Source organism: Nostoc sp. DedVER02 (genome assembly GCF_034530675.2).
Classification (GTDB): Bacteria; Cyanobacteriota; Cyanobacteriia; order Cyanobacteriales; family Nostocaceae; genus Nostoc.
Genome location: NZ_JAVRCP020000001.1, coordinates 268,740 through 295,452 on the forward strand (window position 1 = coordinate 268,740; position 26,713 = coordinate 295,452).

Consider the following 26,713-nt stretch of genomic DNA (forward strand, 5'->3'; position numbering starts at 1 on the left):
GTTAACTTCTTTGCCCCCATTTTCAGGGTTGTTTCATTCCTATAAAAGCCTTGCAGAGACGAAAAGAGACAAGAGATAAATCCCTCCTTCCCTTGTCCCCTAGTTTTCAAGAGGCTTTGAAAGAATGAAACAGCCCTGCCTTTTTTTGGGTGGTAGATAGGTTTTTTATAAAGCAATACAGTTCAGATAAGACCAAAACACTTGTAGAGACGGCGATTTATCGCGTTTCAAAAACCAAAATTTTTTACCAATAGCTCTTAATCCAAGCGTATTGAGTGATATTCTGCCCCGCAATATCTCCACAGTACAACGAATGGCGAGATTGCCCTTGTAATATTGGCTTGCGTAAATATACATACTATTTTCCAAATATTATTAGTAAATTTTTATTATTGGCTGAATATAGCTTGAATAGACACGTAATTTTACTGTAAATCAAACTTTTTCCATCCAACAAAATTACGACTGCTGTTGTTTTATTTCTATAAATTAGCTTCATCATTAATTAATTAAAGTTAAGTAAAATCTCGGTTTGATATTTAGTGATTAATTTTATATTTTATTTCTATGTAGTTCTAAAAGCAGCTACAGATCATCCTCAAGATAAATAACAAACTAAATCCCAATTTCGCCCATTTAAATTTTGCTCGATTCTCCAGCAAATCTATGGAATTTTGTCTACAAAAAAGTGATTATTACCATAGTATTTGCTATTACAAGCAGCACAATATGATCTTTACTATTGTGCGGTCGCAGCTAGATTTAAAAGTGAGTAATTGATTGTTAATTTACTCAATAAACACGGTGCTATGACTACCACAGTCACCAATGAACTAAAACATGAAATTTGGCAGTTGTTGCGAGAATATCAGCAATCTCGGTCAGAAAATGTTCGCAATCAACTGGTAAAACTCAATTTTGGCCTTGTGAGAAAAGAAGCTCATTACTGGACGAATCAATGTCATGAAACCTACGATGATTTGCTCCAGGTTGGGTCTTTGGGTTTAATCAGAGCGATTGAAAAATTTGAGCTTTCTAAAGGACACGCCTTTAGTTCCTACGCTCTTCCCTATATTCGGGGTGAAATTCAACACTATCTCCGAGATAAAGGTGTCACTGTGCGAATTCCTCGGAAGTGGTTAGCACTGCAACAACAAGCAATAGGAGTGTCACGTTCTTGGCGTGAAAAGCATAATCGCCAACCAACAGACACCGAATTAGCAACAGCACTAGAAATTTCTCCAAACGAATGGCAAGAAATTAAATTAGCGTGGATAAATCGCTCTCCCTTAAGTCTTGATGTACCAATCCAAGATGGAGAAGAAGGCTCTACTTGTTTGGGAGAATTGGTTCCAGATCCTCACTATCGCAGCTTTCAATTGGCACAAGAAGACCAACTTCGTTTGCAACAAGCATTGGTTCAACTTGAACAACGCACCCGCGATGTGTTGGAATGTGTGTTTTTACAAGATTTAACACAAAAACAAGTTGCAGAACATCTGGGAATCAGTGTCGTCACGGTTTCCCGTAGAGTCAAGAAAGGTCTGGATTTGATGAAAGAGCTTATGGGTGTAGCAGACGATTAACTCCAAAAAACTTAATCCGCAGTTTTGCTGGGCTGTTAGTGCTAAAAATAACCCTTGAAATGTAAAAAATTAGGTTATAAAGGGAACATACTTTGCCTTTGATACAAATTTCAGGCATGTAGATTTCCATTTTTAAATTTTCTAATGGCTTTTGAGAACAGCTCATGGGCAGAAATTCAAAAATTACAATTGCAGCTATTTTAACCTTAGCGATCGCTGGATGTGCTTCTGAAGATACACAACAAGCCATCACTCCTGCGCCGATTCCCAAAATAGCAGCAAAGTCGCCATCGGCGGCTCAATCCTTTAAGAATCCAGTGATACCTGCCAAACAGGTTTCACAACTTACTCCCGCATCTGTTAGCTTGATTCAATCCACTAATGCTACAGAGCGGATAGGGTTACTTCAGATATCAAAAGATCGAACTGACCCGTTTGCACAAATTTTAGGGCCGATGGTTGTCGGAATACCTAAAACATCTGGAAGACCAGTTCCCGTGTTGCCTAAGCTACCTACTGCATCGTTAGCAGTACGAAAACTTCCAACACCCAAGATAGCTTCAAATCAGAAGAAAAATAACATTGCTTCTGTACCAAAAAAAGTTAATTCTACTTTGACTTCAGTCTTACCTAAACTTTTACCTCAAGTTGTCTCCAACCCCACCTTAGTATCTGTATTGCCACCACCAGCACAACCTGAATTAGCAAGGGCAGTTACTGTGAGTGGTGTAGTTCTAATTAGTAATGAACCGCAGGCAATCATCAAAGTACCAGATGAGCCGACAAGTCGCTATGTACAAGCTGGACAGCGATTAGCCAATGGCGTACTAATTAAACGGATTGAAATGAATGGAGGCTCTAATCCAATTGTAATTCTTGAACAATTTGGTATTGAAGTTGCCAAAATGGTAGGGGAAGGGCCTGTCAACTCAACGCCATCAGCTACATCTGCTAATGGTAATCCTGTTTCAGTGACAACGCCCTCCTCAAATCCTTTTAATGTTGGAGCTTCATAGAGATGGAGACTAAGGAAAAAATTGAATTCGCTGGTTTGCCTTTAGCTGTCTATAGAGAGATAGTAGCTCATTTACGTCAAATCGAAGGGGTAGGAGTGGATTTAATTCCCCAATCATCTCAACAGTTTGATTACAATCAAAGTCAAATTGATGGCTTGTCCATCTCCTGGGCAGCAAATTCTGGTTTAGAAAGTCGGCAACGATTTAACCAAATTTTGGCTTACTATCAAAATCGCTATATGAATCCTATTTGATTTGTAAAAATTAAAGCCTCAGATTCCTGATTTCTTAGAGAGTCGGGAATTTTGTTGTTCGTGAACGATTAAGTAAGGGTTATGTAGGGACAGTTAATGAATTGCCCCTACAGCAAAGTAGGTTCTGGACAAAAAAAGTGGCTCTGCAATCAGCAGAACCACTAAAGCTTTCGCAAACCTGTTATCAATTAGCGAACTGCCCCTTGAGCAGAAACAGTATCAATGGGTTTCATTAGGTACAGCCGCAATAACTGCCAGCCGTTGGAAATGTAAAGTGGCAGTTTCTGGAAGAATTGTATGAATTTGGGAGTGTTAGAATTAGCGATCGCACCCAGTTTCTCATTATTGCTAATACAAATATCCAAGCGCTGATAAAACTCTGGATTCTCTACATCTAGCATTAGAGGGAACACCCGACCGGCATTTTCGTTAGTCTTCTTAATTACATGGATGTCGTATTCTCGTGCATCCAATCCCAAGGTTGCATAAAAGTCCTTGCGTTGGATGTCATTGAGATACATTGTCGCAAACACCGACAATAAGAAGAACCGACTCCACAGCCGTGCTTTCCAATCATTCAACATTTGCGGCTGAGATTTCATAACCGCATCAAAGAAATCACCATGACGGTTTTCATCCTGACACCAGTTCTCAAAGAACCGGAAGATTGGATAAACCCGATCTTCAGGATGTGCTTCTAAATGGCGATAAATAGTAATGTAGCGCCAATAACCGATTTTCTCAGAAAGATAAGTAGCGTAGAAGATGAATTTCGGTTTAAAGAAGGTATAACTGCGGCTCTTAGTCAAAAACCCTAAATCTAGAGACAGATTAAAGTCTGACAAAGCTTTGTTCAAAAAGCCAGCGTGACGCGCTTCATCCCGTGACATCAGGTTAAAACACTCTGCCAAGACGGGGCTTTTGTCTTTCAAGCGACGGCCAAGTTCTTTATAGAGTAAAAAGCCAGAAAACTCTGCTGTACAGGAGCGTTCTAGAAACTCAACGAATAACTTGCGAGTTTCCCCGTCAATATGATCCCAGGATTGGTCAAACTCCGCATCCCGAACAAAGTGATGACGGTTGTAGTCAATGCGGAATTCTTCGAGAATGGCTTGTAACTCGTCTTCATTGACGGAAATATCCATCCGCGCCATTTCATCAAAATCGGTAGTATAAAACCGAGGTGTTAACAAGGTTTCTTTTGCCGGGACTTTAATCCCTGGCCGGATTTCTTCAAAGCCTGGTTTTTTGAGGGAATCTACCATGTCTTGATTGCTCTTTCGTCTTTATTATCTTAAGTAGACCCTTCGGCTTTGTGCAGTTCCTCATGAGGAAACTCCTCTGAGCGACTGCCTCACTAGAAAGCCAAGGGTAATGTTCTGTTAAAGCGTAACAGCCCACAATAATCCAATTGTATAAAGTTCAGTCTACCAAGGTGCGGGTTAGAAATTTGTAAGCAAAAGATTAAGAGTTGCAACAATCATTCAATGTTTACGGAACCAAGAATCGGAGCCAGGATTTAGACAACTGGCACAACAGCACTCATCATCTATTACTTTAACAATTTATTTATTACGTAGCTTTATAATAAAAAGTAATTTTTTACACAAAATATACAGTATTTTTTCAATACTAAACGTATCGTAAATGTATCAGTATTTAATTTGATTTTTGTGAGTAACAAATATTCGACTTTCAACCTTTGAAATTGCAAAGGCTGTTGGATTTGTTTTGCCAAAATACTTAACTTTTAATGGAGTAATCGATGTTTTCTAGTGAAAATAATCTCATCAATACAAATAGTATTCTCGGAAATAATCCAAATATCAATTTATATAGCACTGATAATAGCTATGGGTTAAATGTAAACCAGAATAGCTATGTTACTGCTTCTCAAAACAATAATGTTTTTGCCAGTGCGATTTCTCTAACAACACCCGCACCAGACTTAATAGTTCAAAATGTCTCTGCACCAAGTAACACAACAGTTGGTAGTAGCATTCAACTTAACTATCAAGTCAAGAACCAAGGTAATGCTAGTGCAGGTTATAGCTACAGCAAGTTTTATCTCTCCAAAGATGCCATTCTTAGTAATGACGATCTATTTTTGAACTATGATTACGTTGCCGATATTGGCGGTGGTGGTGTTAGTTCAGAATCAATCACACTTACCATTGCTAATGGTACTGCGGCTGGTAATTATTATCTTCTTTCTCAAGCCGATGGTTATGCTTACGTAGCTGAAAGCAATGAAATCAATAATGTTTTTGCCAGTGCTATTACAGTGCAAGGAACTAATAATGACTGGTATAGTCAAAATTTGAAAGACGGAGGATTGATTAATTTAACTCGCTCTCTGGCAGCAGACGGAAATTTAAGTAGAAAAGATATGATTTCTCTGTTCCGTGATACTGAAGATAATAGCGTAATTGATGCTACTGAATTAGTTGATCTTCGGACTATTGTTAGTAATGCCAGCCGCTTTACCATGCTAGATTATGTTCGTGTTCTCTCAGGTAATGTAGTGAATGGGAATACAGCGAACCAATATTGGACGGGAGGTAGCACAAGTAAAACAACACTTGGAAACCTTTATGCTGGTAGTAGTACTGCACAAATGGAAAAATTGATTGGGAAGTGGTTCTTAGGAAGCGATCGCCCCACATCCAACAGTGGCAACTATCAAGCAATCACTGGATCTTTATTCCAAAATGGTATTAGTGCAAATGATATTAAGCAAGGTAATTTGGGAGATTGTTATTATCTGGCTACCCTATCTGCAATAGCTCAGGAAAAGCCCAACTACATCCAAAATATGTTTATTGACAATGGTGATAATACCTTCACCGTTCGTTTCTTTAATAATGCTGTGGCAAACTACGTCACAGTTGATCAATATTTACCCACTGATGCTTACGGACAGTTAATCTACGCTAGTAAAGGTAGTTCCTACAATAATTCTAGCAATGAATTATGGGTAGGACTAGCAGAAAAAGCCTATGCTCAATTGGGTGAGTTAGGCTGGAGTCGTCCTGGCAATACCACAAATGCTTATAGTTCTATTGACGGTGGCTGGATGGATTATGTAACCCGCCAAGTAACTGGTTTGGATGCCACTTCGCAACAAGTTAATAACATGAGCAAAACTCAGTTAATTGATTTAGTCAATTCCAACAAAGTATTAACTGCTGGGTTTGTTAATGGTGCAAATTACGGCGTAGTTAATAAACACGCCTATACTGTTACTAGTTACAATTCAGCAAATGGAACATTTAGCGTCAGAAATCCTTGGGGATCTCAAGACGCGAACTTAACATGGGAGCAATTGCTCAATCTCAAGACATATTTTGTCTGGTCGAATACTTAACTCTGATTAAGGAATGATATTTCTTCTAATTTTCGGTAGAGATGAATTATTTCATCTTTACCGAATTTTAACATACACTATTTTTTAAAATTTATGATTAAAGCATCTTTAATGACTTGTATTGCTTTACTGGTTATACCGGGGTCAACTAATATTTGTGTTATTGCTTCTACCCATGCTCAAAGTCAAACTCATTCCTTATCTTATAGAACAACTATGAAAAATAACAATAATTTGATTAAAAAAGTAACTCTGATTGCTAGACAAGAAAATTTACCGCCTTTGGGTATTGCTCACGACCCACAACGCAATATTGGTCTTGCTTCTGTCTTTATCCTCTTGGAGAATCCTCAAACTAAGAGTGTCACTGTAAAAATTTCTAAAGTTGAAATCCGCAATTTCTTAGATGGCAAATTACAAAATTTTCAGTCTCAGTACAAAGAAATTGAGTTAAAACCTTTAGAAAATTCTGAGATTCTTGTGGAATTGACTAACAAAAGCGGCTATACGGGACACGATCGATTCAAAGCAGTAGTTACTTATGATATAGAAAATCAAAGTAATACTATAGAATCAGAAGCAGTTGCCGCTAATTTTTAAAATAATTGATTGAGTTAAAAGCAGTTAATGGATTTTAGATTTTGGATTGATCCTGCCCACTAGAGGACAGGACTTGAGGATTTAGATTTGCTTTCTAGTGTTAGTGAGTAATCAAGTGTTTTTTAGATTAAACATCTCCAGAACTTAAATATGTGTTATCTAAAATCCTTGTAAAGACGTAGCACTGCAACGTCTCTACAATCATCTTTGGAGATGTCTATGTCTAGCGGACATGATATTACTTATCATTTCCACACACTCTAAAGTGTATTTGGTCATTAGTCCTTTGTCAAAAACTAATGCCTAACGACTAATTTATACCTAGCCACTTTTGACCATCTAAGCGCTGAACTAAGCCAAATACTAATAAATCGAGTGTGATTTTGCGCTCATCGATTAAGAATGACTCAAGAGTGCTAGGTTTTTTGCCTTCGTTACAGGAAAATCCCTTTTTACCTTGAATATCTTCGTCGGGAAAATACAGGTTGAACTGACGCACACCTTTTTCTTTCCAACTACCGATGATTTGCCAACATTCTTCAGCAGATTCAAAACCAGTAATTGGCAATTTCTGCTTGGCAAAAGACACCTGTAAATCTTGTACTCCTTGTTGAGCGATCGCTTTTTGTAAAGCTGGCAAGTAGTCTTGCTCGATAAACTCTACAAATGGCTTATCTTCTACAGATGGGGCTTTTTCCTTTTTGGCGGCTTTAGCTGCGGCGGTGGGTTTTTCTTCTGTTGCGGCTGCTGCGGCTTTTTCTCGCTTCGGTGATGCAGCTGGTTTAGCAGCATTGGGATTATCTTCGGGGTTTGCGGCTTTCGGATCTGGCGTGTTAGCGGTAGGGAGGTCTGTGGCTTCGGGGGAATCTGTACTAGGAGCGTGTTCTTCAGCCACACTAGGAGCTTGTTGGTCAACAGTGCTGGGAGCTACTTCTCCCGCTTGATTGTGATTGGTTGGGTCTGCCATTGCTCAGGTCAATCCTTTAATCTAGCTTTTGGAGCGATCGCTCACCTTGATGTTTTGGGTATTCTCATTTTTACATATTAATGGAGTTTGTAGTAAGGACTTAAGTGCTTCGATCCCATCTAACAGCAACGATCTCTGGGAAGCCTCTGTATTATCTACATAAATTGCTCTTACCTGAATAAAGAACAACCTCACATAACATTGAGTATTAGAAAACATAAAATTGAAGAAGAATTCAGAAGTCAGAATTCAGGAGTCAGAATGAGTCCGTGAGCGTCTTGAAGACCACCAACTTTTTAATTTGGTGGGGGTGCAAAAACGCCGTTTATTCAGACGCTCGTGGACTCGTTCTAAGCGGAGCTATGCCGTAGGCTTTACGCTGCGCTATCTGGTCTTTCGTTCAAAATTCATATCTGTTTTCTGGCTCCTGACTCCTGACTCCTGAATTCTGTTTTGATAAAAACTAATGGATAAAATGCAACTTACAAAACTGCTAATTGGAGATTTTACTTGGCAACGACTGGTTAAATCTTTAAGCTTTATCTATATATTTTTTGCTGGGTTTGTATATTTTCGGGCAGATAGCATGATTTTTTTGTCTCAACCTTCTAGCTATCAGGATAATCCAACAATTTTTAAATTAAAAAGTGGGGAAAATAATATATCAGCTACATATTTGCTAAATAATCAAGCTAAATATACTATTCTTTATTCTCATGGCAATTCTGAAGATTTAGGAGATATAAAGCAGATTTTAGAAAAATTACACACATGGGGCTTTAGTGTCTTTGCTTATGATTATCGTGGTTATGGTACTAGTCAAGGGAAGCCTACAGAAACCCATGCATACGAAGATATCGATAGTGCTTACAATTATTTGACCCAAAATTTAAAAATTCCACCTGATAGAATTATAGTTTTAGGTCGTTCGGTTGGTGGTGGATCTGCGGTCAATTTAGCAATGCAGAAACCAGTAGCTGGTTTAATTATTGAAAGTTCGTTTATTTCCGCTTTTCAAGTAATAGTACCATTTCGAATTTTACCTTTTGATAAATTCCCAAATCTTGATAAAATCAAAAAAATCAAATGCCCGATATTGATAATTCATGGAAAAGCAGATGAAATCATTCCTTTTGCTCATGGACAAAAATTATTTAATGCTGCAATATCTCCAAAACTTTATTTTTGGGTTGAAGAGGCAAATCATAATAATTTATTTTTAGTAGCTGAAGACAAGTATCGTAAAACCTTACAGGAATTCACTAAGCTTGTAAAGACAAATCAGCAATTACCCCGTCCCGGTAATTTGTAATTACTAATGGGTTAGACTCCGCCTAAACCCTTCAAATCCCCTTGAATCCCATATCAGTTTCTACCAGTTGCTGTGCCGGAGTAGAACTTGCTTTGGCAGACGCAATGCTAGAAGTTTTACGCCAAGTACCAAATTGGCTCAGGAATATGCCTACTAAAATTAAGCTACCACCAATATATTGAGGTAAAGTTGGAGTTTCACTCAAAATTAAATAAGCTGCTAAAATGCCTACAATTGGGCTAAATGAGCTAACTAAGGAAGCTGTAGAGACAGTAGAAGTTTTCAAGCCTTTAATCCAAAAAGATTGACCTACTACCACAATTAACCCACCATAGAGAAACATCCACTGCCATAAAAATGGTGAAAGGACATCAGCAAAATGATCGCTGCCATAGAGGATTAAAGCAATGAAGAAAAAGATTATGGTTCCTAATGCAGTGCGAAAGATGCTATAAATTCCCAAAGGAATCTGCGAAAGATATTTCTTACCAATAATCGTAGAAGCGGTTCCAGCGATAGATCCTAGTGCTGCTAAAAGTTCCCCTATGCCTAATCTGAAACCTCCCATATTCATCATGGCATCTGCTGGAGGCTGAAGGATGATAGTTAGGATAACACCAACAAATGCTGCGATCGCTCCGATAAATTCCCAAATATTTACCCGTTCTCTCAATAACCAGACTGATAAAGCCAGAGTTAAAGGCGGTTCCAAGCGTCCTACCAAAATAACATTATTTACCTGTGTAAGTGCAAGCGCCTGGAAAACCAAGCCAGGAGCTAATGCTCCCGATAAAATAGCTACTGCTGTTAGACTAACCCAATCCTTCCTTGAGAGTTGTTTTAAAGTAGCTTTGTTCCACTGTCGCCCATAGATGAGGATTAAAAGTATCAAGGCGCAAAGGTTTCCCACAAATAAAACATTACACAAAGAAATCGGATTACGTTCGCCGATAAAATGTTCAGCACCAATTTCTGTTAGCTTCCTGGTAACTGCGCCAGATGCCGCAAAAATTAGCATTGCTAGCCAGAGATATGTTTGTCCTGAAACTCTATGGATTAAGTGATGTGGTCTTTTGGGTCTACTCACAATAACACCACTGCAATGAAAGCATTGCTCATTATAAGTTGCCATCACGCAGTTTAAAATGAGGTTTTGTTGAGAAGATACTTAAATTTTGGTGTGACTTGTAGCTATTATCATTGTCTGAGAAAGGGCTGAGAATCAACTAAGTTTTCTCAAAGGATAAATTCATAAAAATAGTGCCTTAATTTCAATCGCCTCTCACTCTCACCTGAGATGCTTTGGATGTTCAGGATAAAACAAACAAGAGAGTCACAAATGAAACTCGCACCCTTACTTACAACTTTTGCTTTGGTTGGTTTTTTTACAGTTTGGGACGCACCATTAAAAGCGATCAATCCATCATTAGTACAGGCATCGGCAGCCGAAGAATTATCTGTAGCGAAGAAACTAGATTTGCTGACTAAAAGTAAGGGTCAGATTGGTAGTGGCGATCAACTACGTCGTTTCTTTTTTGCTGATTTAGAGCCAATCGGTATTCAGGTAGGTGGTGCAGGTCACGTAGTTAACCTTTATAATAAAGCTAATGATGTCACATTCGCTTACTGTTCTCACTATGATGTGATTGTAGCGATTAAAAAAGGTAAGATAACGAAGTTTGAACCCAGCGAAGTGAAGTAGTGAAGTAATAATAAATCCACTTTTCAATTAATATTTTGCTAAACCTAGAGAAGCTATTTGATTACATCTAGGACTGATGCAAAACTACACGCGGTAGGGGTAATTCATGTAGACGTAAAGCGCTTTCCCACAGGTATTATCCCTACCTGAAAATTAGTGTTTAGGCTATTATTGCGTAAGTTATAATATTTAGGTTGCGATGTGTAATAACAAGCCCCTCGGCATCTACGACTTATAATTCTTGAACAAGGGGCTTAAGCTCCTTGTCTCAACAAGCTTTATTTGATAAAACATCATAAATAATTAGTATTAAGATTTACCAGCAATTACAATCTCTTTGAAGTTATTGCTAGATTCACTTAAAGCTTTCACAACTTTATTTGATGAGCCATTAGAGCCTATGGTTAATATTTCTCTTAAAAATAATTTATTGTTCTCAATCGATAGATAAATATCTGTTTCTTCAATGACTTTATTCAAGAAGATTGTCAATTTTTCACCGTGCTGTTCTCTTTTGTGGTCAAAGGCTGAGATTTTTTCTCTTAATATCTTATGAATTTGAGATATGGGAATACCAACTTGCTTAAGCTGATTCAATTGCTCAACATTTTGCTTTAATCCTTGCAAAACTTTCTTAGTTTCTACTAAAATATCATCATTTAATGAACTCTGATTCTTTACTTCGTTAATTGGAATCTCCTCTATTTTTGCTTGAGGAGCAGGTATTGGTATAAAGCGATCGCAAACAGATTTGAGAACGCGATTAATTTGTCCTTCGTAAGCACATCCAATTACAGTTTTTCCATATTCATGGAGCTTTTTAGCTAAAGCGGCAAATGCACCATCACCTGATATAATAACGAAAACTTGCAACGTCGGACGAGTCTGGGCTAATTCCATGACATCAATCGCTAGTTGCATATCTGCTGCATTTCGTTTATAACTGTAATCAAAAATTTGAATTGCTTCAATCCCAAGTTCTTGAATCTCATTCTTTAACAGTTTTAATCGAGAATCACTCCAGTCAGCATAAGCACATTGGATAGCAATTTTATTAACTAAGCTAGTGCTTTCCAGATTTGTTTGGATTTGTTTCAGAGAGAAATTTAAGTTAGGGTTACTTCTACCCATTGTTAAATTTTCAATATCATAAAAAATAGCTGTATTAAACTGCTCAATATGAGCCGTGGTAGTAAACCGCTCTACACCAATATGACGCTGTTTTAATTCTTTTAAATCCACTATTAAAGACGTTATTTCTTGCGTTTGCTCAGAATTGCTTACTTCCTGTTTTAACTGCGTAATGATTGTTTTTAATTCATTAACTTGTAGTTTTGCTTGTTCTGATTCATGCTGTAACTGCTCAGTTAATGTATAAATCTGGCTCTGGGTTTGAACAGTATGCTCTCGAAGTTCACCAATGGTTCTGGAAAAAATTTGCTGACGTTGCTGATAAGCTGTTATCAAAGCTTGCTGAACGATATCCCATTCTTTGGGAAATGCTTCACGGGTACACACTTGTAAAACTGATTCATAACCTGCGATCGCAATTTCTAAATTACTCGCAGGGTTCCCTTGTTCAAAACCTTGAATAATTCTACTAAGCTTGACAATAACTCCAACTATATTACTAGCATTGGCAGGTTCTTTAGCAAAGCGATCGCTGACCCATTTTCGCAACATCAAAGCTAAATTATCGTTGAGTTTGCTTAAGTTATGTTGCAGAATTGGATATACTTCCTGATTTTGATAAGTTGCTCTTAATAAATCGATCAGGAAACTTTGCTCCTGGTTAGCAGCTTCGTTTGGCATAGCTAAATCCCTGACAATACATCTTTTAGATTAGTATTCCCAAGTTTTCATACTATCTAACAATTAAAGTGGTGTAATCCAATAAATAATACCTCTGACTACTTGTTTATTAAAACCAAACAGAGGTAAATTATCTTCAGTTAAACCCACATAAGTCCAATGGGGAACATCATTTTCTACAGTCTGAAACCAACCATTTTCATTAAGAGCTTTTCTTTGTTCTTTACTACCTACACGTAAATCAATTGCTAATCCCCAGAGATGTTGTGAAGTTCCTGGAGGTGCAACTAAACCGAGAATTTTTGTTTCCTTGCCCTGTTGAACTTTTGCCAAAGTTTGATTGTTGGCATATTTTTGCCAAAATCTTAAATTCGTGTTAAAAGTGCGAGTACAATCACCAGAACCATAACCAGATTTTAGTGGTATATGTTGTTGAACTCGCGCTTTATTTAGAGCGTCAGCTGCCGATTTCTGTAAATAACAATCATTAGTGCCATCAACATGAACCATTGTTAAAGTAGCTTGAAACTCTTGGGTTTCTTGTTCATTAATCAGGATATTTTTTTGCGGTAGTTTAATTCCAACATCTTGATTTACAAAAACTGCACCATAAGTTCGCAGCAAAGTATATTCATAAGTACCAGCCTGGGGAATTGTGGCTAATTTATGGCTAACCGCAGATAAAAAACGCTCTTTTGCATTTAATTGCGGGTTGGGAATAAATGGTTTTGATGTTATCTCTTTAGAGGTATCAATACAAGATAATGAAGTATTAGTAGAGCATACATTTAATGGTTGTGCAGTTATAGCAAATTTGTGATGGGTAATCTCATTACTAGCTACTAAGATAAAAATCATCCCGATCACTATAATAATGAAACTTGCCTTTCTAATAAATCTAGTAATATCTCTTTGCTTTTTGATGGTGATTTTCATTTTTAAATAATTGTTTAGTTGATTCAAGGATAAAGGTAATGGCTTGATGAAAATATCTGGTATTGATAACTTATAACTACCCGGAATTTTGTCATAAATTTTAAAAAAATATATTTTCTATTTAATACCCGAATTAAAACTTGTTTCTATTTGAGTACTAGTAAATTTGATAACTTTTTTATTAGAAAGTTACATCCCTGAAACCACTGGAACAGTTAAAATTGAAAAGAACTCTAAGCTTGCCGATCCTGTAAGTATGACCATGCACAATTCCGTTGAATTCCAAGACGCTTTTGATGTCATAGTCGTCGGTGCAGGTCACTCCGGTTGCGAAGCGGCTCTTGCCTCTGCACGCCTCGGTTGTCGTACCCTGTTATTGACGCTCAACTTGGATAAAATCGCTTGGCAACCCTGTAATCCAGCAGTGGGTGGGCCGGCCAAATCTCAGTTGACTCATGAGGTAGATGCACTCGGCGGAGAAATCGGTAAGGTAGCAGACCGTACCTACCTGCAAAAACGTATCCTCAACTCTTCACGGGGGCCTGCTGTTTGGGCATTACGTGCCCAGACGGACAAGCGCGAATATGCAGCAGTGATGAAGAATATTGTCGAGAATCAAGAAAACTTGATAATCCGGGAAAGTATGGTGACAGATTTGGTGCTAGGCGCTAACGATGAAGTCATTGGTGTTGAAACTTATTTTGGTGTAGGGTTCCAATGTAAAGCAGTTATCTTGACAACTGGCACCTTCTTAGGAGGCAAAATTTGGGTTGGTAATAAATCAATGCCAGCCGGACGCGCTGGAGAATTTGCGGCTGAAGGATTGACACAAACCCTAAATCGCCTCGGATTTGAAACCGGAAGACTCAAAACTGGAACCCCAGCACGGGTAGATAAGCGATCGGTAGATTATAGTAAAATGCTAATCCAGCCAGGAGATGAAGATGTGCGCTGGTTTAGTTTTGACCCGGATGCGTGGGTAGAACGGGAACAAATACCTTGCTACATCACCCGTACCACCGCCGAAACCCATCGCCTAATTCAAGATAATTTGCACCTGTCGCCAGTTTATGGCGGTTGGGTAGAAGCCAAAGGGCCGCGTTATTGTCCCAGTATTGAAGATAAAATTGTGCGCTTTGCTGATAAGGAAAGCCATCAAATTTTTATTGAACCAGAAGGAAGAGATATACCCGAACTTTATATCCAAGGGTTTTCTACAGGGTTGCCAGAAAATTTGCAACTGCTTATGTTGCGGACTCTCCCTGGTTTGGAAAAATGTGTGATGCTGCGTCCAGCTTATGCTGTGGAATATGACTATTTACCAGCAACTCAGTGCTACCCCACACTGATGACCAAAAAGGTTGCTGGACTGTTTTGTGCTGGGCAGATTAACGGTACTACAGGTTATGAAGAAGCGGCAGCCCAAGGGCTAGTAGCAGGAATTAACGCGGCTCGATTTGTTCGTTCTCAAGAAATGATTGTGTTTACCCGCGAGCAAAGCTACATTGGAACGCTAGTTGATGACCTATGTACAAAAGATTTACGCGAACCTTACCGGATGCTCACGAGTCGTTCTGAGTACCGCTTATTACTGCGTTCTGACAATGCCGACCAACGTTTGACACCCTTGGGACGAGAAATTGGTTTAATTGACGATCGCCGTTGGGATATGTTTACCAAAAAACAGGGTAATATTACCACAGAAAAACAACGATTGCAAGCTACACGAGTTAAAGAACATGATGAAATGGGAATAGCGATCGCATCTGATACCCAACAATTAATTAAAGGTTCAATTACACTCAACGACTTACTGCGCCGTCCGGGATTTCATTACGTTGACCTTGACAGGTTCGGACTAGGAAACCCCAACCTCAACCGCGCCGAGAAAGAAGGTGCAGAAATTGACATCAAGTATTCTGGCTATCTCGCTAGGCAACAAAATCAGATTGACCAAATTGCCCGCCAAGCCCACCGCCAGTTACCTGCGGATTTGGACTATACAACAATTGATACCCTATCCAAAGAGGCACGGGAAAAGCTGACCCACGTAAAACCACTCACTCTTGGTCAAGCTGCACGTATCGGTGGTGTAAACCCAGCCGATGTCAACGCTTTATTATTATATTTAGAATTGCGTAAAACCAAGAGCCAGCAAGATTTTCCAGCGTTAGCTTAACACAAACTTGATAAAGACTGAGTATAGTAGTAAGCGGGGAGATTGGTATGATAGATGACATAAATATTAGTACTGCTATCATCCACAATCCCCAGATTAAAGTTGATTTTAATACCAACGCTCAACCAACTCGTCTCCAGAAGACGGCGGATTGGATATCTCATCTGTAATCCTAATTCCCAGGCAGTAGGCGCGGCGTTTCCTCGTCCTAGCAATAACCCAGAACGTCTATGTTACAAGAAGCCAGCACCCGTCTCCTAGTACCAGAACCATCAGAAGACTTAATCGCCAACGAGCCTTGGTCGATAGATAACTATGCTGATGGTCTAATGGATGAACTCTTTGCCGATATCGACTACATTCTGGATGTTAGTGATAATCTTCCTTCTCAAACCATTAGGCACGGTAGTCAGAACAAATCGAGCCAGTCTTTTGCTGGAGTTTCCTCCCAAGCTCCAGAAAATGTGTTGCATACAGTTACGATACCGCAGATTATATTACCAAACGGACAGTCAGTTACTCAAGATAACCACAAGCACTTGAGTACCTTTGTCTTTAATAATGGCAGTATTAAACCAGTTAGTAGAAAGCGCCATAAAAGTAGTCGGGCTTTGGGCAGATTGCTGATTGTGGGAACAACTTTAGGTGTGGCGATCGCTGGTATTCTCTGTCTAGTGCAGTCTGGAGTTGTATACCTTTTCAATCCCAACTTCACCCAGCAAGTGCTAGTACCGCAAAGGCAGTCACAAACAGACATTCAGGCAGATTTGGTTGACTATATGCTGGGATCGCTAGCAGTTATAGACAAGCAAGAATTAAAAAGCAATCAAAAATCTGGCATACTTGCATTCTCTAGTCAAAGAAATACTAATCAAATAGCTCTTGGTAACGGCCAAACAACTGGTAATTTACCACCACTTCCACTTCTAGCTAACAATACACCACCAGCCCCTAACCGTTCTGGAAGCGTTGTTGAGCGGATCTATGTTCCCGTTTATCAAGCGCCGTCGCCAATGCACAATGCACTGCCGTCAATTCCTGGTAGTCCTATGCTAATGCCGCAAGTTGCCAGTGCGTTGCAGGGATATCAACCTAATATTGTGAAAAGCGCTCTAAATAAAGTGCAACAAGCTGCCAAGCCTGTAAACGTCAGTATGTTGGCTGCGGCTGTCCAAGCAGAACTAAAACCTGTAGCTGGACGAACTGCACCTATTACCGTGCGTCAAACACCTAACCCTCTGCCTGCATTACCAGTGGTTCCATTACGGGCAGCACTTGCGCCAGAGTCAGAACCAACTATTACCCAAGAACAAGTATATCCAGCAACTGCGATCGCAGTTGCTCCAAGCAATACCTTAGAAGGATTGCTAGAGTTAGGTAACAAATCTGCCGCTTTGTTTAGAATTGACGGTGTGACTCGCCGCATCAATATGGGTGAAAGCATTGGTGAAAGCGGTTGGACACTTGTAGAGGTTAGTAATGGTGAAGCAGTCATCCGTCGTAACGGTGAAGTGCGATCAATTTACGCAGGGCAGAAGTTGTGACCACTTAGAGAAACACAAAGTCTTTCTTTAATTAGCCGTTGATTGTTGAAAAATATTGCCCATACCAGCTTTTGATTAGTTGTTAGGTTAAAAATGCGTAGGCATAGCTTCCTGGAGATATAGTTTAATAAATGCTGCGCCAAGCCTTCACCGTGCCTTTGCCAATTTCGCTATCAACAGTTTGGCCTCCTTCCAAGATTAGTCTGATGTTTAAATTCTCATCTGGAGCATTTTTTAAAGCAGTGGCTAATTCTTTATTGACAGGAAATGCGCCGGTTGAACCGTCTAATTGAAAAACTTTTTCCCTAACCTTGACCAAAAGTTTACCGACTTTCTTGGTAGTGACAAACCTAATAAAGTCAGGTCTAGAATATACTCGACCTGCGGTATAGAAAGAAGACATTGCTTGACCCGAATTTAGTGTTACGAGGACTCGAATACTTGAAGGAGTCCACAAACTAAGAACTTGCGTTGAACCCTCACGGTACAAATAACCACCTAAAGAGTTGCGGTCAAAAACCCCAAGAAACTCCCCTTCAAAAGGGTCAACGATTCTCACGGCTTTTGACCAAGGTACATCCATATCGGGGGACAATCCTGCTGATTTGACTACTGGCAAATTGCTTGATGCTTGGGCAAGACTAGCTACTTCTTGAACATTGAAAGCAGCACAAACTTTAGGGGAAAGCACAGCCAAAATAGCCCCTAAAAAAAGAACTGGAATTGTCTGCAAGAAGTTCATCATAAGTCAGAGGTACAATCTTCAAAAATAATAATCGGATAGCCTTTATTGGTCATCCCCCACAAGGCTTTTGTTTGCTATGAAGTTTTGAAAGTTGAGCAAATTTCAGTGTCTTTGGGTAATGTCTTTTCAACTCGCCGCATTCTTTACGAGACATTTTACGTAGCTCGATCTTAATAATACACTAGTACTAATTAATCATAGGTACTTAAGTAATATTATTTAATATTGCTAAAAGGTTTGAGGCTTTTGTGTAAGAGTTAGCAAATAGGATTTTATTTCTGACATATAGATAAAAGCAGACATTCCCAAACTAGCCTGGGTTGAGCGTAAGCAAGTAAGTATTTGCGAGATTGTTCTAGCTGGTTAATAATACTAGGTTGATGCCAAAGATGCCAGTAAAATTGCTGAAGATAATCAACTAACCACAGTTGAGCTTCTGTATCTAAATCTTTATCAATTTTTTTGGCTAACTCTAAAGCTTTGCGGTACGAAGCAGGGGCTTTTTTCAAATCTTCGAGTAACTCTGAGGGAATAGCTTGTAATTGCTCGTAAGATGCGATCGCACTTCCCGCACTGCCAGCTGCTATATTCAATACTGCCTGATTTTGCAAAATTTCTTGATGATTTGTTTGCGTGAGAACAACAGCCAAAGACTCTGCATTTAAACGATAAAAAGGAATGCGTTGACAGCGTGACACCAAGGTTGGCAAAACCGACTCAGGTGTAGGTGCAATTAAAATTAAAGTCGCCTGTCCCGGTTCTTCTAAGGTTTTAAGTAAAGCATTGGCTGCGGCTTCTGCCATTGTTTGAGCTTCTTCTAGCACTACCACATTTCTCGGCGCTTCCAAGGGTGGACGACTTAAAAATTCGGTAATTTCCCGAATTTGCTCTAGCCGGATTACAGGTGGTGCTTTACGCTTAAGTCCTTTTTCAGCCGCTTCTGTTGGTGTTAATCGTTGTCCTTGGTATTGGTACGTTGGTTGCACCCACAACAAAGCTGGATGGTTCCCCTGACGCAAACGGTTTTGTAAAGCCGCAGTGACTCCCATCTCGCTAGAAAATAGCAATTCCACAAAGCACTTGGCTGCTAAACTTCTTCCTACACCATCTGGCCCCACAAATAGATACGCTGGAGCAACTCGCTTTTGTCTGACAGCCTGAGTGAGTAATTCTATGGCTTGCTGTTGTCCTACAAGTGGTGCAAATGGGTTAATAGTTCAGTACCTTCGCCGAAACAAGAATATGAAAACTAAGGGCTGATGTCGTAGAGTTGTCTTCTAAAAGAACAATTTAGAATCGGCAAAATGCCAATATTTGACATACTAGCACTCTTGCAATGACTTCTACCGTATAAGATTCGCAGTCTTTTTAAATGCAGAGTAATGCATTGGCATTGTAAGGCGATGCAATGCCATTGTAAGACAACGCATTGGCATTGCAAGGCGATGCATTGGCGTTGTAAAGCGATGCAATGCCATTGTAAGACAACGCATTGGCATTGCAAGGCGATGCATTAGGATTGTAAGGCGATGCATTAGGATTGTAAAGCGATGCATTAGGATTGTAAGGCGATGCATTAGGATTGTAAGGCGATGCATTAGGATTGTAAGGCGATGCATTGGCGTTGCTTGACAAAGCGTACTGTTTTCGCACAGGAGCGCAAAGTATACAGAGTTTTTTTTGAAGAGAATTTGTTACAACAAAATTATGCAATATTGTACTTAGGAAGTCTGAGATGTCATACAAACAATTTATTTATTGCTGGCAAAAATCTTTACCTTCCACCTTGGTGCGTGCTGCTTTGCGTGCAGTGGTAATAATTTGTTTAACTGTAGGGACGTTGGGCATCTTGGGAAGCACTGCTCCTATAAGTAATGCTCAAGCTGTTTTTCCTGCTTCTGTTGCAGCTAATGCTCAACTGATAAGTACTACTAAACGTATCCAAGATAAACAGACACTATCAAAATCAACAACGTTAAATGCCACTGTATATCATAGCCCCGCTTGTAACTGTTGTGGCGGGTGGATTGACCACTTAAAGACACAAGGTTTTCAAATTACAGACTTTTCCACGCCTGATATTGAAACAGTTAAACAAAAGTACAACGTGCCGGATAATTTGTCATCTTGCCACACGGCAATTGTTAATGGATATGTCATCGAAGGACACGTCCCAGCAAATGATATCAAACGTTTGCTGCAAGAAAAGCCAAATGTAGTTGGTTTATCTGTCCCCCAAATGCCTGTAGGCACTCCTGGGATGGAGATAGGAAATCAAAAAGACCCGTTTACCGTGTTTGCCTTTGATGGCAAAAACTCAGTTGCGGTATTCAATAAATACCCATCTTCTTGATATAACCTCACCAATTCAGAGGATATTTTAAAAGTGGATTTTAATCTATCTTTAGAATTAAAAATAGTCAAAAGCTTTTAAAATATCCTCATATTGCCTGAATCAGTGATTGAAAATGTTATTGGTGAGAGTCAGTTTTGATCAAATGTGACAAATGACTGAACCATTTCCCAAGTCCGATGCGAGATTCTGTGGTTGAAACATTTTCAGAAAGAAGCTCAATCGCATGGTTACAATCTTGCAAACTTGCATCAATTCCCATTGTGTGATAAATACTACGAGCATTGCAAAAGGCATCCATTGCTTCTGATTCTCGATTGATTTTTTCTAACACCAAACCTAAATTAAACCAAGTATTTGCTTCGGCATTTTTATCGTCAAGATTCTTTCTGATTTCTAATGAATACTGATAAAATTCAACTGCTCTTTGGTACTGTCCTAATGCCTTATAAGCACTGCCCAAAGCACTGAGCGCCATGCCCTCTCCATTGCGTTGGCTTTGCCCACCGTAGGCATTGCAGTTCAATTTTGTCAGTTCTAACCATTGATGGTAAAACTCAATTGCCCGTTGATACTGTCCCAATGAGTCATAAGTATTGCCCAAACTTCCTAGACAAATACATTCTCCAGTGCGATCGCCTGTGTTTCTAGTAATACTCAACCACTGGTGATAAAATTCAATCGCTTGCTCGTACTTGCCCAGGTATTCATAAGTATTGCCCAAACTTCCTAGACAAATGCCTTCCCCTGTGCGATCGCCTATTTTTCGCGTAATACTCAACCACTGGTGATAAAATTCAATCGCTCGCTGGTATTTACCCAGTGATTGATAAGCGTTGCCCAATCCAGACACAGACTTGGCTTGTGCGAAGCGATCGCCTATTTCTTTTGCTATATCCAACCACTGCTGATAAAACTCAATTGCCAAGTGGTACTCCCCAATGGACTGATAAGCATTGCCCAAACTTGCTAAACAAATGACTTCACTGTTGCGATCGCCTATTTCTCTGGCTTGGTGCAAACACTGCTTTTCAAATTCAATGGACTCGATGTTATTTAGGCTCCCTGTTCTAATTACTTCTGTCATTCTCTATAGAAAACGAAATTTTTACTTGATAAGTTGTTGATTATACGATTTTCTGTGCCTTCAGCACACAATAACAGAACTTATAGGTACAAATTCTGTGAATATCTAACTTTGTTTTATACAGCAGCGATCGCTATATATAAAAGCTTTTATTTATATTGGTAAGAAGCACACGATTATAGTATACTCATAAGATTTAGCTTTATAAAAAATATAAGAAAAACCAATCAATCAGCAGCAGCATAATCAGGCAATGCGTTGAGTTGTAAATTAACTGCACTTAGATAATTTTGGTCGTTTAAAACTTGCGATGGTAATTTATGTGCATTAACAGCAGCCTTCACCAAATCTTCTGCAATAAGCTTTTTGTTTTGAGTTTCAAATACTAGTGTTTCACCACTAGGAATTCCGTGCTGCTTCAAACCTCCCTGATACGCAAAAGTAACTAGATTGAAAGGCTGAAAGTAATTAACAGAAGTAGAATTACTAGGTAAATTGTTAGAGTTAATAGCAATTTCATTACTATTGCTAGTAGCTGTTTGAGCTACAGCCATTCCAGGTATAATACCAATTTCATGTGAAGCTGCATAGAAAAGAGCTTCTAGGATAAAGTTATAAGAAGAGACAGAAATTACTTGCTCAAAAGTAAGTTGGTCGAATATTTCTTGGATGCGCTCGCGTAAAGCTTGTAAAGAAGAAAAAAGTTGATTTTTGAGTGGTTTTTTGAGGAGTTGCCAAAGCCTTTCAATGGGATTGAGTTCAGGGGCTGAAGGTGGTTGAAACAAAGGAATAATATTTTCTGGCCAACAAATTGCTGAACTTGTATGAGCAGGTGCTTGGTCAACCTGTAAAATAGCGTAATCTGAGCCTAATTGTTGAGATAGCCAGTCCAAAAACTGTTGAAAACACTCGCCATCCAGTTTCGGGTACTCATAAAGGAAATGATCTCCTGTCAATGGTTCAATTGCACCATAAATCCAAAAGTTATCTCTTGGCCATATCACCTTAACAGTGGGCTTGACTCCGGAAGCTGTAATTACTTTTCCTGTAATACCAGTTCTGTATGAAGGTGCGTCGAACTATATGAGGAACGAACCGCAAAGGACGCATTCGCGCAGCGTCTCATCAGAGAAGGACATAAAGAAAGAAATAAGAAGCAAAGGAAATTTGGCGTAGCTTTACAAAAAAAAACGGTATTACGATTCTTCAACAGGCGATCGCTGATTATTGTAGAGACGGCGATTCATCGCGTCTCTAGCCAAATGTTTCAGGATTTGTAATTCTACATCCATTGCCCTGCTTACCTTCCAGAGTTTTTTCTTTTAATCCTTTTATTAAGAATACTCGGAAAGTGACAGAAGAGGGGTAATTGGTACGTAACGTAGGGTAAGCTAATCTTTACGAATTGATGCATTGGCATTGCAGGTCGATGCATTAGCATTGCAAGTCAATACATTGGCATTGCAGGTCGATGCATTGGCGTTGTAAGTCAATACACTAGCATTGCAAGTCAATACATTGGCATTGCAGGTCGATGCATTGGCATTGCAAGTCGATACATTGGCATTGTAAGTCGATGCATTGGCATTGCAAGTCAAGGTGTAAAGCAGCTTTAAAAGACTTGTGTGTACACCGTAGCCTTTTTAAGGGGATCTACAAGTCTCAAATACAATACCAAAAAGTTTTCAGACATCCTCTAACTAATTACCGATATCTTCATTCCAAAGTTCTGGGTTAGTTTCAATAAACTCACTCATCATTTGTTCGCATTCGTCAAGATTAAGATCAATTACTTCCACACCGTGAGATACCATAAATTCTTTAGCACCAGGAAAAGTTTTGGATTCTCCGACGATGACTTTTTTAATACCAAATTGCACCACTGCCCCAGCGCATAAGTAACACGGCATTAAGGTTGAATAGAGTATAGTACCTCTGTAGCTGCCAACTCTCCCAGCATTGCGAAGGCAATCGATTTCGGCGTGAGTGACAGGATCGCCATCTTGCACACGTTTATTGTGCCCTTTGCCGAGAACTTGACCATCCTTGACGAGAACCGAACCAATCGGAATTCCGCCTTCTTGTCTGCCTTGTTTTGCTTCTTGAATTGCAGTTTCCATAAACTTATCCATATTAATTCTCCTTTTATGTCAAAACAACTTGTATTAATGGATCACGATGGTGGTGTAGATGATTATCTAGCAACCATGCTGCTGTTGACGATGGATCATATTGAACTCCTCGGCGTTGTTGTCACACCGGCTGATTGTTATGTCCAACCGGCTGTTAGCGCTACACGTAAAATTCTCGATTTGATGGGATTTTCTCATATTTCAGTTGCAGAAAGTACTGTACGTGGCATCAATCCATTTCCTACTCTCTATCGCCGTGATTCGTTTATCGTTGACCATCTTCCCATTCTCAATCAACACGAAACCATCACTACGCCTTTGATTAAACAAACAGGCCAAGATTTCATGATCGAGGTGTTACGTAACGCATCAAGCCCTGTAACGTTGATGGTAACTGGGCCATTGACCACTGTAGCAGTAGCTTTAGACGAAGCACCCGACATTGAAGCCAAGATTCACAAAATTGTTTGGATGGGAGGTGCTTTGAATGTCTCCGGTAATGTGGAAAAAAGTTTAGAAGCTGGACAAGATGGTTCCGCCGAATGGAATGTTTATTGGGACGCAGTTTCGGCGGCGCGGGTGTGGGAAACGCAGATTGAAATTATTATGTGTCCTTTGGATTTAACTAATAATGTCCCAGTCACATCAGAGTTAGTGCAAAAAATGGGGCGACAACGCCACTATCCTATTTCTGATTTAGCCGGACAATGTTATGCACTAGTTATCCCTCAAGATTATTATTTTTGGGATGTGTTGGCGACAGCTTATCTAGGACATCCAGAATTTTATCAACTGCGCGAATGGGAAACAGAAATTGTCACCACTGGAGTGAGTCAGGGACGTACTAAAGTAGTTCCTGGTGGTCGGAAAATTTATGCAATGGATCAGGTTGATAAAGACGCTTTTTATGGTTATATCTTGCAACAATGGGCACGTTAAAATAATTCGTAATTCGTAATTCGTAATTCGTAATTCGTAATTCGTAATTAAGTAATGCAAATGGGATTTAAACCCCGCCACAAAACAAAACGTTGTTAGTTGCGGGGGACTTAAACTCCCAGAATTTGTTAGATTTATTAATTAGTCAATACTATAATCTGCATTATCTAGACGATCGCAGTCATATCTGCCTTTAATCTCTTGATTGAAAAAGCTGCCAACTGAGTCGGAAGTATGCAAATCTTCCCAAGTATCCTCGTCTACGCCTAAGTATTGATAAACAGATCCACTTTGGAACTCAACTTGCAAAATTTGTTCGTTGCGATCATATCCGACAGCGATCGCCATTGATGAGCTAACTGGTAACATAGCGATTGGTTCTTCTTCAAAGGGTAGTGCAGGCGTTTCAGCAATCGCCTCGTTCAGTTCTTGCAATCCTTCATAAGCTTGTATCGGCGCTGGAATTTCCAAAAACTCTAGTTCGTCGCCTCGATCGAGCAACAACTGCAAATATCCATCAGAATGAGCGATCGCTACTAAACTGCTCAAGTCTACCTTAGATAGCTTCATTAATTTTGCTCTCCTGTTGGCGTAATCGGGAGTGTTAAAGTTTTATGCAACACTTAAGTGCCTTAATAGTACAAATATACTATTAAGGCTCTCTGATGTCAAGACCGGTCAGCGCATTTCTGATCTGAACTGTATTTCGCCTAATGAAAAAGACCTCTCCCTGGTTTTACTATGCAAAACCGTCTCTCTCGGACTCGGAGAGGGAAAGATTTGAACTTTAGTTCAAGTCAGGGAGAGGTTAATTGTGGCTTGCGACCAAAGGTATAAAGAATTGTGAGATCGTTCCAAATTCCTTGTTCCGTCACTAATGCTGCCAATTCTGTTTCAAATTCCGCCTTCACTTCTTCTAGTTGCTCAGATGAGAGTTGCGAAAGGGGATTTAGAAATTGCCCAGGTGCTGGACGAGAACTTCCAGCCCACATTTGCTTTGCCTGTTCTAAGCTAATATAAATACCATCTTGCTCAGACTTAATTTCAATCGCCTCAAAGCCTGCTGTTTTTATTAGGTTATGGCACTTTTCAATAGTGCCTGTTGGTTTACTGAATGCAAGTGAAACACCATATTTCTCAGCAACTTTTTGCAGTGTTACCCCTTCCACAAAAGCTGTGTCTGCGAATGCATGAAAACCAATTAGTCCACCAGGTTTGAGGAATTGATGCCAAAGGCGTAATGCGGCTGGAACGTCAGCCATCCAAATCAGGGCTGAGGAACATAGAACAACATCAAAACTGTTGGCTGGAAAGTTCAGTTTCTCGGCATCCGCGAGTACAAGCTCAATATTATTCAGCGCCAACGCCTCAATCTTGCGTTTTGCCTGCTCAAGCATCCCAGTTGAAATGTCTACTCCAACAACTCGACCTGCCAAACCGACAAGCTGTGCTGCTTCAATCGCCACCATGCCTGTCCCAGTTGCAATGTCTAAAACATGCTGTCCTTGGCTAATGTGTGCATATTCAACCAAACGATGAGCAATTCGAGGATGCCAATCGCCCTCATCATAAGTTTGGCCTCTGCGGCTGTATAAATCGGCAATCTGTTGTTTGTATTCATTCAACTCTAATTGTTGATTCATAATTATCATCCAGACATTGTTTTTGTCTTACATTTACATAATGCTAGAACACTAATTCAGTATTCAAAGGGGTAAAAAAGATGTTGTCATTTGTCATTTGTCATTTGTATTTAAAAGGACAGATGACCATCGACAAAGGATAGTCTTAACAATTGCAATGTACAATCTAGACGCGCATCAGCTTAGTACAGCATTTCATTAAATTTGTAGCAAGTCAAATTTGGTAATGCCAATGCGTCTCTCTGCAATGGCAATGCGTCTCTCTGCAATGCCAATGCATCGCTCTGCAATGCCAATGCGTCTCTCTGCAATGCCAATGCGTCTCTCTGCAATGCTAATGCGTTCCTCTACAATGCTAATGCGTCCCTCTGCAATGCCAATGCGTCGTTCTACAATGCTAATGCGTCCCTCTGCAATGCCAATGCGTCCATCTGCAACGCCAATACGCTAAGATTTTATCCAAAACTGTACTTAGCTGTGCAACCAAAACTCTTGTAGAGACGTAAAATTTTACGTCTCTACATCAACGATTCATGGCT

The 26,713-nt window shown here is 39.6% G+C and carries 26 protein-coding genes; 13 read left to right on the forward strand and 13 right to left on the reverse strand.

Annotated elements, in window-relative coordinates; translation table 11 throughout:
* Positions 1 to 809 precede the first annotated feature (809 nt).
* The 3 genes from RMZ41_RS01120 (at position 810) to RMZ41_RS01130 (ending at position 2,856) form a co-directional block, all read left to right on the forward strand.
* Positions 810 to 1,586: an RNA polymerase sigma factor SigF gene (locus RMZ41_RS01120; RefSeq protein WP_322641634.1), complete on the forward strand. Its 777-nt coding sequence runs from the start codon at positions 810 to 812 to the stop codon at positions 1,584 to 1,586.
* Positions 1,587 to 1,750: 164 nt separating this feature from the next.
* Positions 1,751 to 2,602, forward strand: coding sequence for a hypothetical protein (locus RMZ41_RS01125; protein ID WP_322641635.1), 852 nt, complete (start codon positions 1,751 to 1,753; stop codon positions 2,600 to 2,602).
* A gap of 2 nt (positions 2,603 to 2,604) precedes the next feature.
* Positions 2,605 to 2,856, forward strand: a complete 252-nt coding sequence (locus RMZ41_RS01130) for a hypothetical protein (RefSeq protein ID WP_322641636.1) — start codon at positions 2,605 to 2,607, stop codon at positions 2,854 to 2,856.
* 188 nt (positions 2,857 to 3,044) lie between these two features.
* Here RMZ41_RS01130 and acsF read toward each other — a convergent pair whose 3' ends face one another.
* Positions 3,045 to 4,121 (reverse strand): magnesium-protoporphyrin IX monomethyl ester (oxidative) cyclase, encoded by a 1,077-nt coding sequence (acsF, locus tag RMZ41_RS01135; RefSeq protein ID WP_322641637.1) that lies wholly within the window; start codon positions 4,119 to 4,121, stop codon positions 3,045 to 3,047.
* A 500-nt stretch (positions 4,122 to 4,621) separates the two neighbouring features.
* Between acsF and RMZ41_RS01140 the strand changes: the two genes are divergently transcribed.
* A complete protein-coding gene (locus RMZ41_RS01140; protein ID WP_409874690.1) occupies positions 4,622 to 6,223 on the forward strand; it encodes a C2 family cysteine protease in 1,602 nt (533 codons plus the stop codon).
* Positions 6,224 to 6,439: 216 nt separating this feature from the next.
* Positions 6,440 to 6,823: a hypothetical protein gene (locus tag RMZ41_RS01145; RefSeq protein WP_409874691.1), complete on the forward strand. Its 384-nt coding sequence runs from the start codon at positions 6,440 to 6,442 to the stop codon at positions 6,821 to 6,823.
* 310 nt (positions 6,824 to 7,133) lie between these two features.
* On the opposite strand, the gene RMZ41_RS01150 is transcribed toward RMZ41_RS01145, so the two are convergent.
* On the reverse strand, positions 7,134 to 7,790 hold the full coding sequence (locus RMZ41_RS01150) for a DUF2996 domain-containing protein (RefSeq protein WP_322641640.1): 657 nt from the start codon (positions 7,788 to 7,790) through the stop codon (positions 7,134 to 7,136).
* Between the two features lie 466 nt (positions 7,791 to 8,256).
* Here RMZ41_RS01150 and RMZ41_RS01155 point away from each other — a divergent pair, with 466 nt between their 5' ends.
* Positions 8,257 to 9,102 (forward strand): alpha/beta hydrolase, encoded by an 846-nt coding sequence (locus tag RMZ41_RS01155; protein ID WP_322641641.1) that lies wholly within the window; start codon positions 8,257 to 8,259, stop codon positions 9,100 to 9,102.
* A gap of 31 nt (positions 9,103 to 9,133) precedes the next feature.
* Here the strand turns inward: RMZ41_RS01155 and RMZ41_RS01160 are convergent, their stop codons facing one another.
* Positions 9,134 to 10,120, reverse strand: a complete 987-nt coding sequence (locus RMZ41_RS01160) for a DMT family transporter (RefSeq protein ID WP_409874710.1) — start codon at positions 10,118 to 10,120, stop codon at positions 9,134 to 9,136.
* Positions 10,121 to 10,441: 321 nt separating this feature from the next.
* On the opposite strand from RMZ41_RS01160, the gene RMZ41_RS01165 reads away from it, so the two are divergent.
* The gene (locus tag RMZ41_RS01165) at positions 10,442 to 10,804 is read left to right on the forward strand and encodes a hypothetical protein (RefSeq protein ID WP_322641643.1); all 363 of its coding nucleotides are present in this window, start codon (positions 10,442 to 10,444) and stop codon (positions 10,802 to 10,804) included.
* A 309-nt stretch (positions 10,805 to 11,113) separates the two neighbouring features.
* Here the strand turns inward: RMZ41_RS01165 and RMZ41_RS01170 are convergent, their stop codons facing one another.
* Together RMZ41_RS01170 and RMZ41_RS01175 are read right to left on the reverse strand one after the other, a co-directional pair.
* Positions 11,114 to 12,616 carry an NYN domain-containing protein gene (locus RMZ41_RS01170; RefSeq protein ID WP_322641644.1) on the reverse strand — a complete coding sequence of 501 codons (1,503 nt, stop codon included), beginning with the start codon at positions 12,614 to 12,616 and terminating at the stop codon, positions 11,114 to 11,116.
* 63 nt (positions 12,617 to 12,679) lie between these two features.
* Positions 12,680 to 13,552, reverse strand: a complete 873-nt coding sequence (locus RMZ41_RS01175) for a D-alanyl-D-alanine carboxypeptidase family protein (protein ID WP_322641645.1) — start codon at positions 13,550 to 13,552, stop codon at positions 12,680 to 12,682.
* Positions 13,553 to 13,808: 256 nt separating this feature from the next.
* Between RMZ41_RS01175 and mnmG the strand changes: the two genes are divergently transcribed.
* The 3 genes from mnmG to RMZ41_RS01190 are packed head-to-tail and all read left to right on the forward strand — an operon-like array spanning position 13,809 to position 17,275.
* Positions 13,809 to 15,731: a tRNA uridine-5-carboxymethylaminomethyl(34) synthesis enzyme MnmG gene (gene mnmG, locus RMZ41_RS01180; protein ID WP_322641657.1), complete on the forward strand. Its 1,923-nt coding sequence runs from the start codon at positions 13,809 to 13,811 to the stop codon at positions 15,729 to 15,731.
* Between the two features lie 47 nt (positions 15,732 to 15,778).
* Positions 15,779 to 15,901, forward strand: a complete 123-nt coding sequence (locus tag RMZ41_RS01185; RefSeq protein ID WP_322641646.1) for a hypothetical protein — start codon at positions 15,779 to 15,781, stop codon at positions 15,899 to 15,901.
* A gap of 60 nt (positions 15,902 to 15,961) precedes the next feature.
* Complete coding sequence (locus RMZ41_RS01190) at positions 15,962 to 17,275, forward strand: hypothetical protein (protein ID WP_322641647.1); 1,314 nt, start codon at positions 15,962 to 15,964, stop codon at positions 17,273 to 17,275.
* A 124-nt stretch (positions 17,276 to 17,399) separates the two neighbouring features.
* Here the strand turns inward: RMZ41_RS01190 and RMZ41_RS01195 are convergent, their stop codons facing one another.
* The 3 genes from RMZ41_RS01195 to RMZ41_RS01205 form a co-directional block, all read right to left on the reverse strand.
* On the reverse strand, positions 17,400 to 18,020 hold the full coding sequence (locus tag RMZ41_RS01195; protein WP_322641648.1) for a hypothetical protein: 621 nt from the start codon (positions 18,018 to 18,020) through the stop codon (positions 17,400 to 17,402).
* Between the two features lie 272 nt (positions 18,021 to 18,292).
* Positions 18,293 to 19,234: a DNA polymerase III subunit delta' gene (locus RMZ41_RS01200; RefSeq protein ID WP_322641658.1), complete on the reverse strand. Its 942-nt coding sequence runs from the start codon at positions 19,232 to 19,234 to the stop codon at positions 18,293 to 18,295.
* Positions 19,235 to 19,388: 154 nt separating this feature from the next.
* Positions 19,389 to 19,673 carry a hypothetical protein gene (locus RMZ41_RS01205; RefSeq protein ID WP_322641649.1) on the reverse strand — a complete coding sequence of 95 codons (285 nt, stop codon included), beginning with the start codon at positions 19,671 to 19,673 and terminating at the stop codon, positions 19,389 to 19,391.
* A gap of 82 nt (positions 19,674 to 19,755) precedes the next feature.
* On the opposite strand from RMZ41_RS01205, the gene RMZ41_RS01210 reads away from it, so the two are divergent.
* Positions 19,756 to 20,373: a DUF411 domain-containing protein gene (locus RMZ41_RS01210; RefSeq protein ID WP_322641650.1), complete on the forward strand. Its 618-nt coding sequence runs from the start codon at positions 19,756 to 19,758 to the stop codon at positions 20,371 to 20,373.
* Between the two features lie 118 nt (positions 20,374 to 20,491).
* Here RMZ41_RS01210 and RMZ41_RS01215 read toward each other — a convergent pair whose 3' ends face one another.
* The 3 genes from RMZ41_RS01215 to RMZ41_RS01225 form a co-directional block, all read right to left on the reverse strand.
* Positions 20,492 to 21,460 (reverse strand): tetratricopeptide repeat protein, encoded by a 969-nt coding sequence (locus RMZ41_RS01215; protein ID WP_322641651.1) that lies wholly within the window; start codon positions 21,458 to 21,460, stop codon positions 20,492 to 20,494.
* Positions 21,461 to 21,687: 227 nt separating this feature from the next.
* Positions 21,688 to 22,512, reverse strand: a complete 825-nt coding sequence (locus tag RMZ41_RS01220) for an IS630 family transposase (protein ID WP_409874711.1) — start codon at positions 22,510 to 22,512, stop codon at positions 21,688 to 21,690.
* Positions 22,513 to 23,160: 648 nt separating this feature from the next.
* Positions 23,161 to 23,592, reverse strand: coding sequence for a nucleoside deaminase (locus tag RMZ41_RS01225; protein WP_322639709.1), 432 nt, complete (start codon positions 23,590 to 23,592; stop codon positions 23,161 to 23,163).
* 15 nt (positions 23,593 to 23,607) lie between these two features.
* Here RMZ41_RS01225 and RMZ41_RS01230 point away from each other — a divergent pair, with 15 nt between their 5' ends.
* On the forward strand, positions 23,608 to 24,531 hold the full coding sequence (locus RMZ41_RS01230) for a nucleoside hydrolase (RefSeq protein ID WP_322639710.1): 924 nt from the start codon (positions 23,608 to 23,610) through the stop codon (positions 24,529 to 24,531).
* A 141-nt stretch (positions 24,532 to 24,672) separates the two neighbouring features.
* On the opposite strand, the gene RMZ41_RS01235 is transcribed toward RMZ41_RS01230, so the two are convergent.
* Together RMZ41_RS01235 and RMZ41_RS01240 are read right to left on the reverse strand one after the other, a co-directional pair.
* Complete coding sequence (locus RMZ41_RS01235; RefSeq protein WP_322639711.1) at positions 24,673 to 25,101, reverse strand: KTSC domain-containing protein; 429 nt, start codon at positions 25,099 to 25,101, stop codon at positions 24,673 to 24,675.
* A gap of 227 nt (positions 25,102 to 25,328) precedes the next feature.
* Entirely contained in the window at positions 25,329 to 26,174 is an 846-nt protein-coding gene (locus RMZ41_RS01240; RefSeq protein ID WP_322639712.1) for a class I SAM-dependent methyltransferase, read from the reverse strand.
* 226 nt (positions 26,175 to 26,400) lie between these two features.
* Here RMZ41_RS01240 and RMZ41_RS01245 point away from each other — a divergent pair, with 226 nt between their 5' ends.
* Positions 26,401 to 26,625, forward strand: coding sequence for a hypothetical protein (locus RMZ41_RS01245; protein WP_322734416.1), 225 nt, complete (start codon positions 26,401 to 26,403; stop codon positions 26,623 to 26,625).
* Positions 26,626 to 26,713 lie beyond the last annotated feature (88 nt).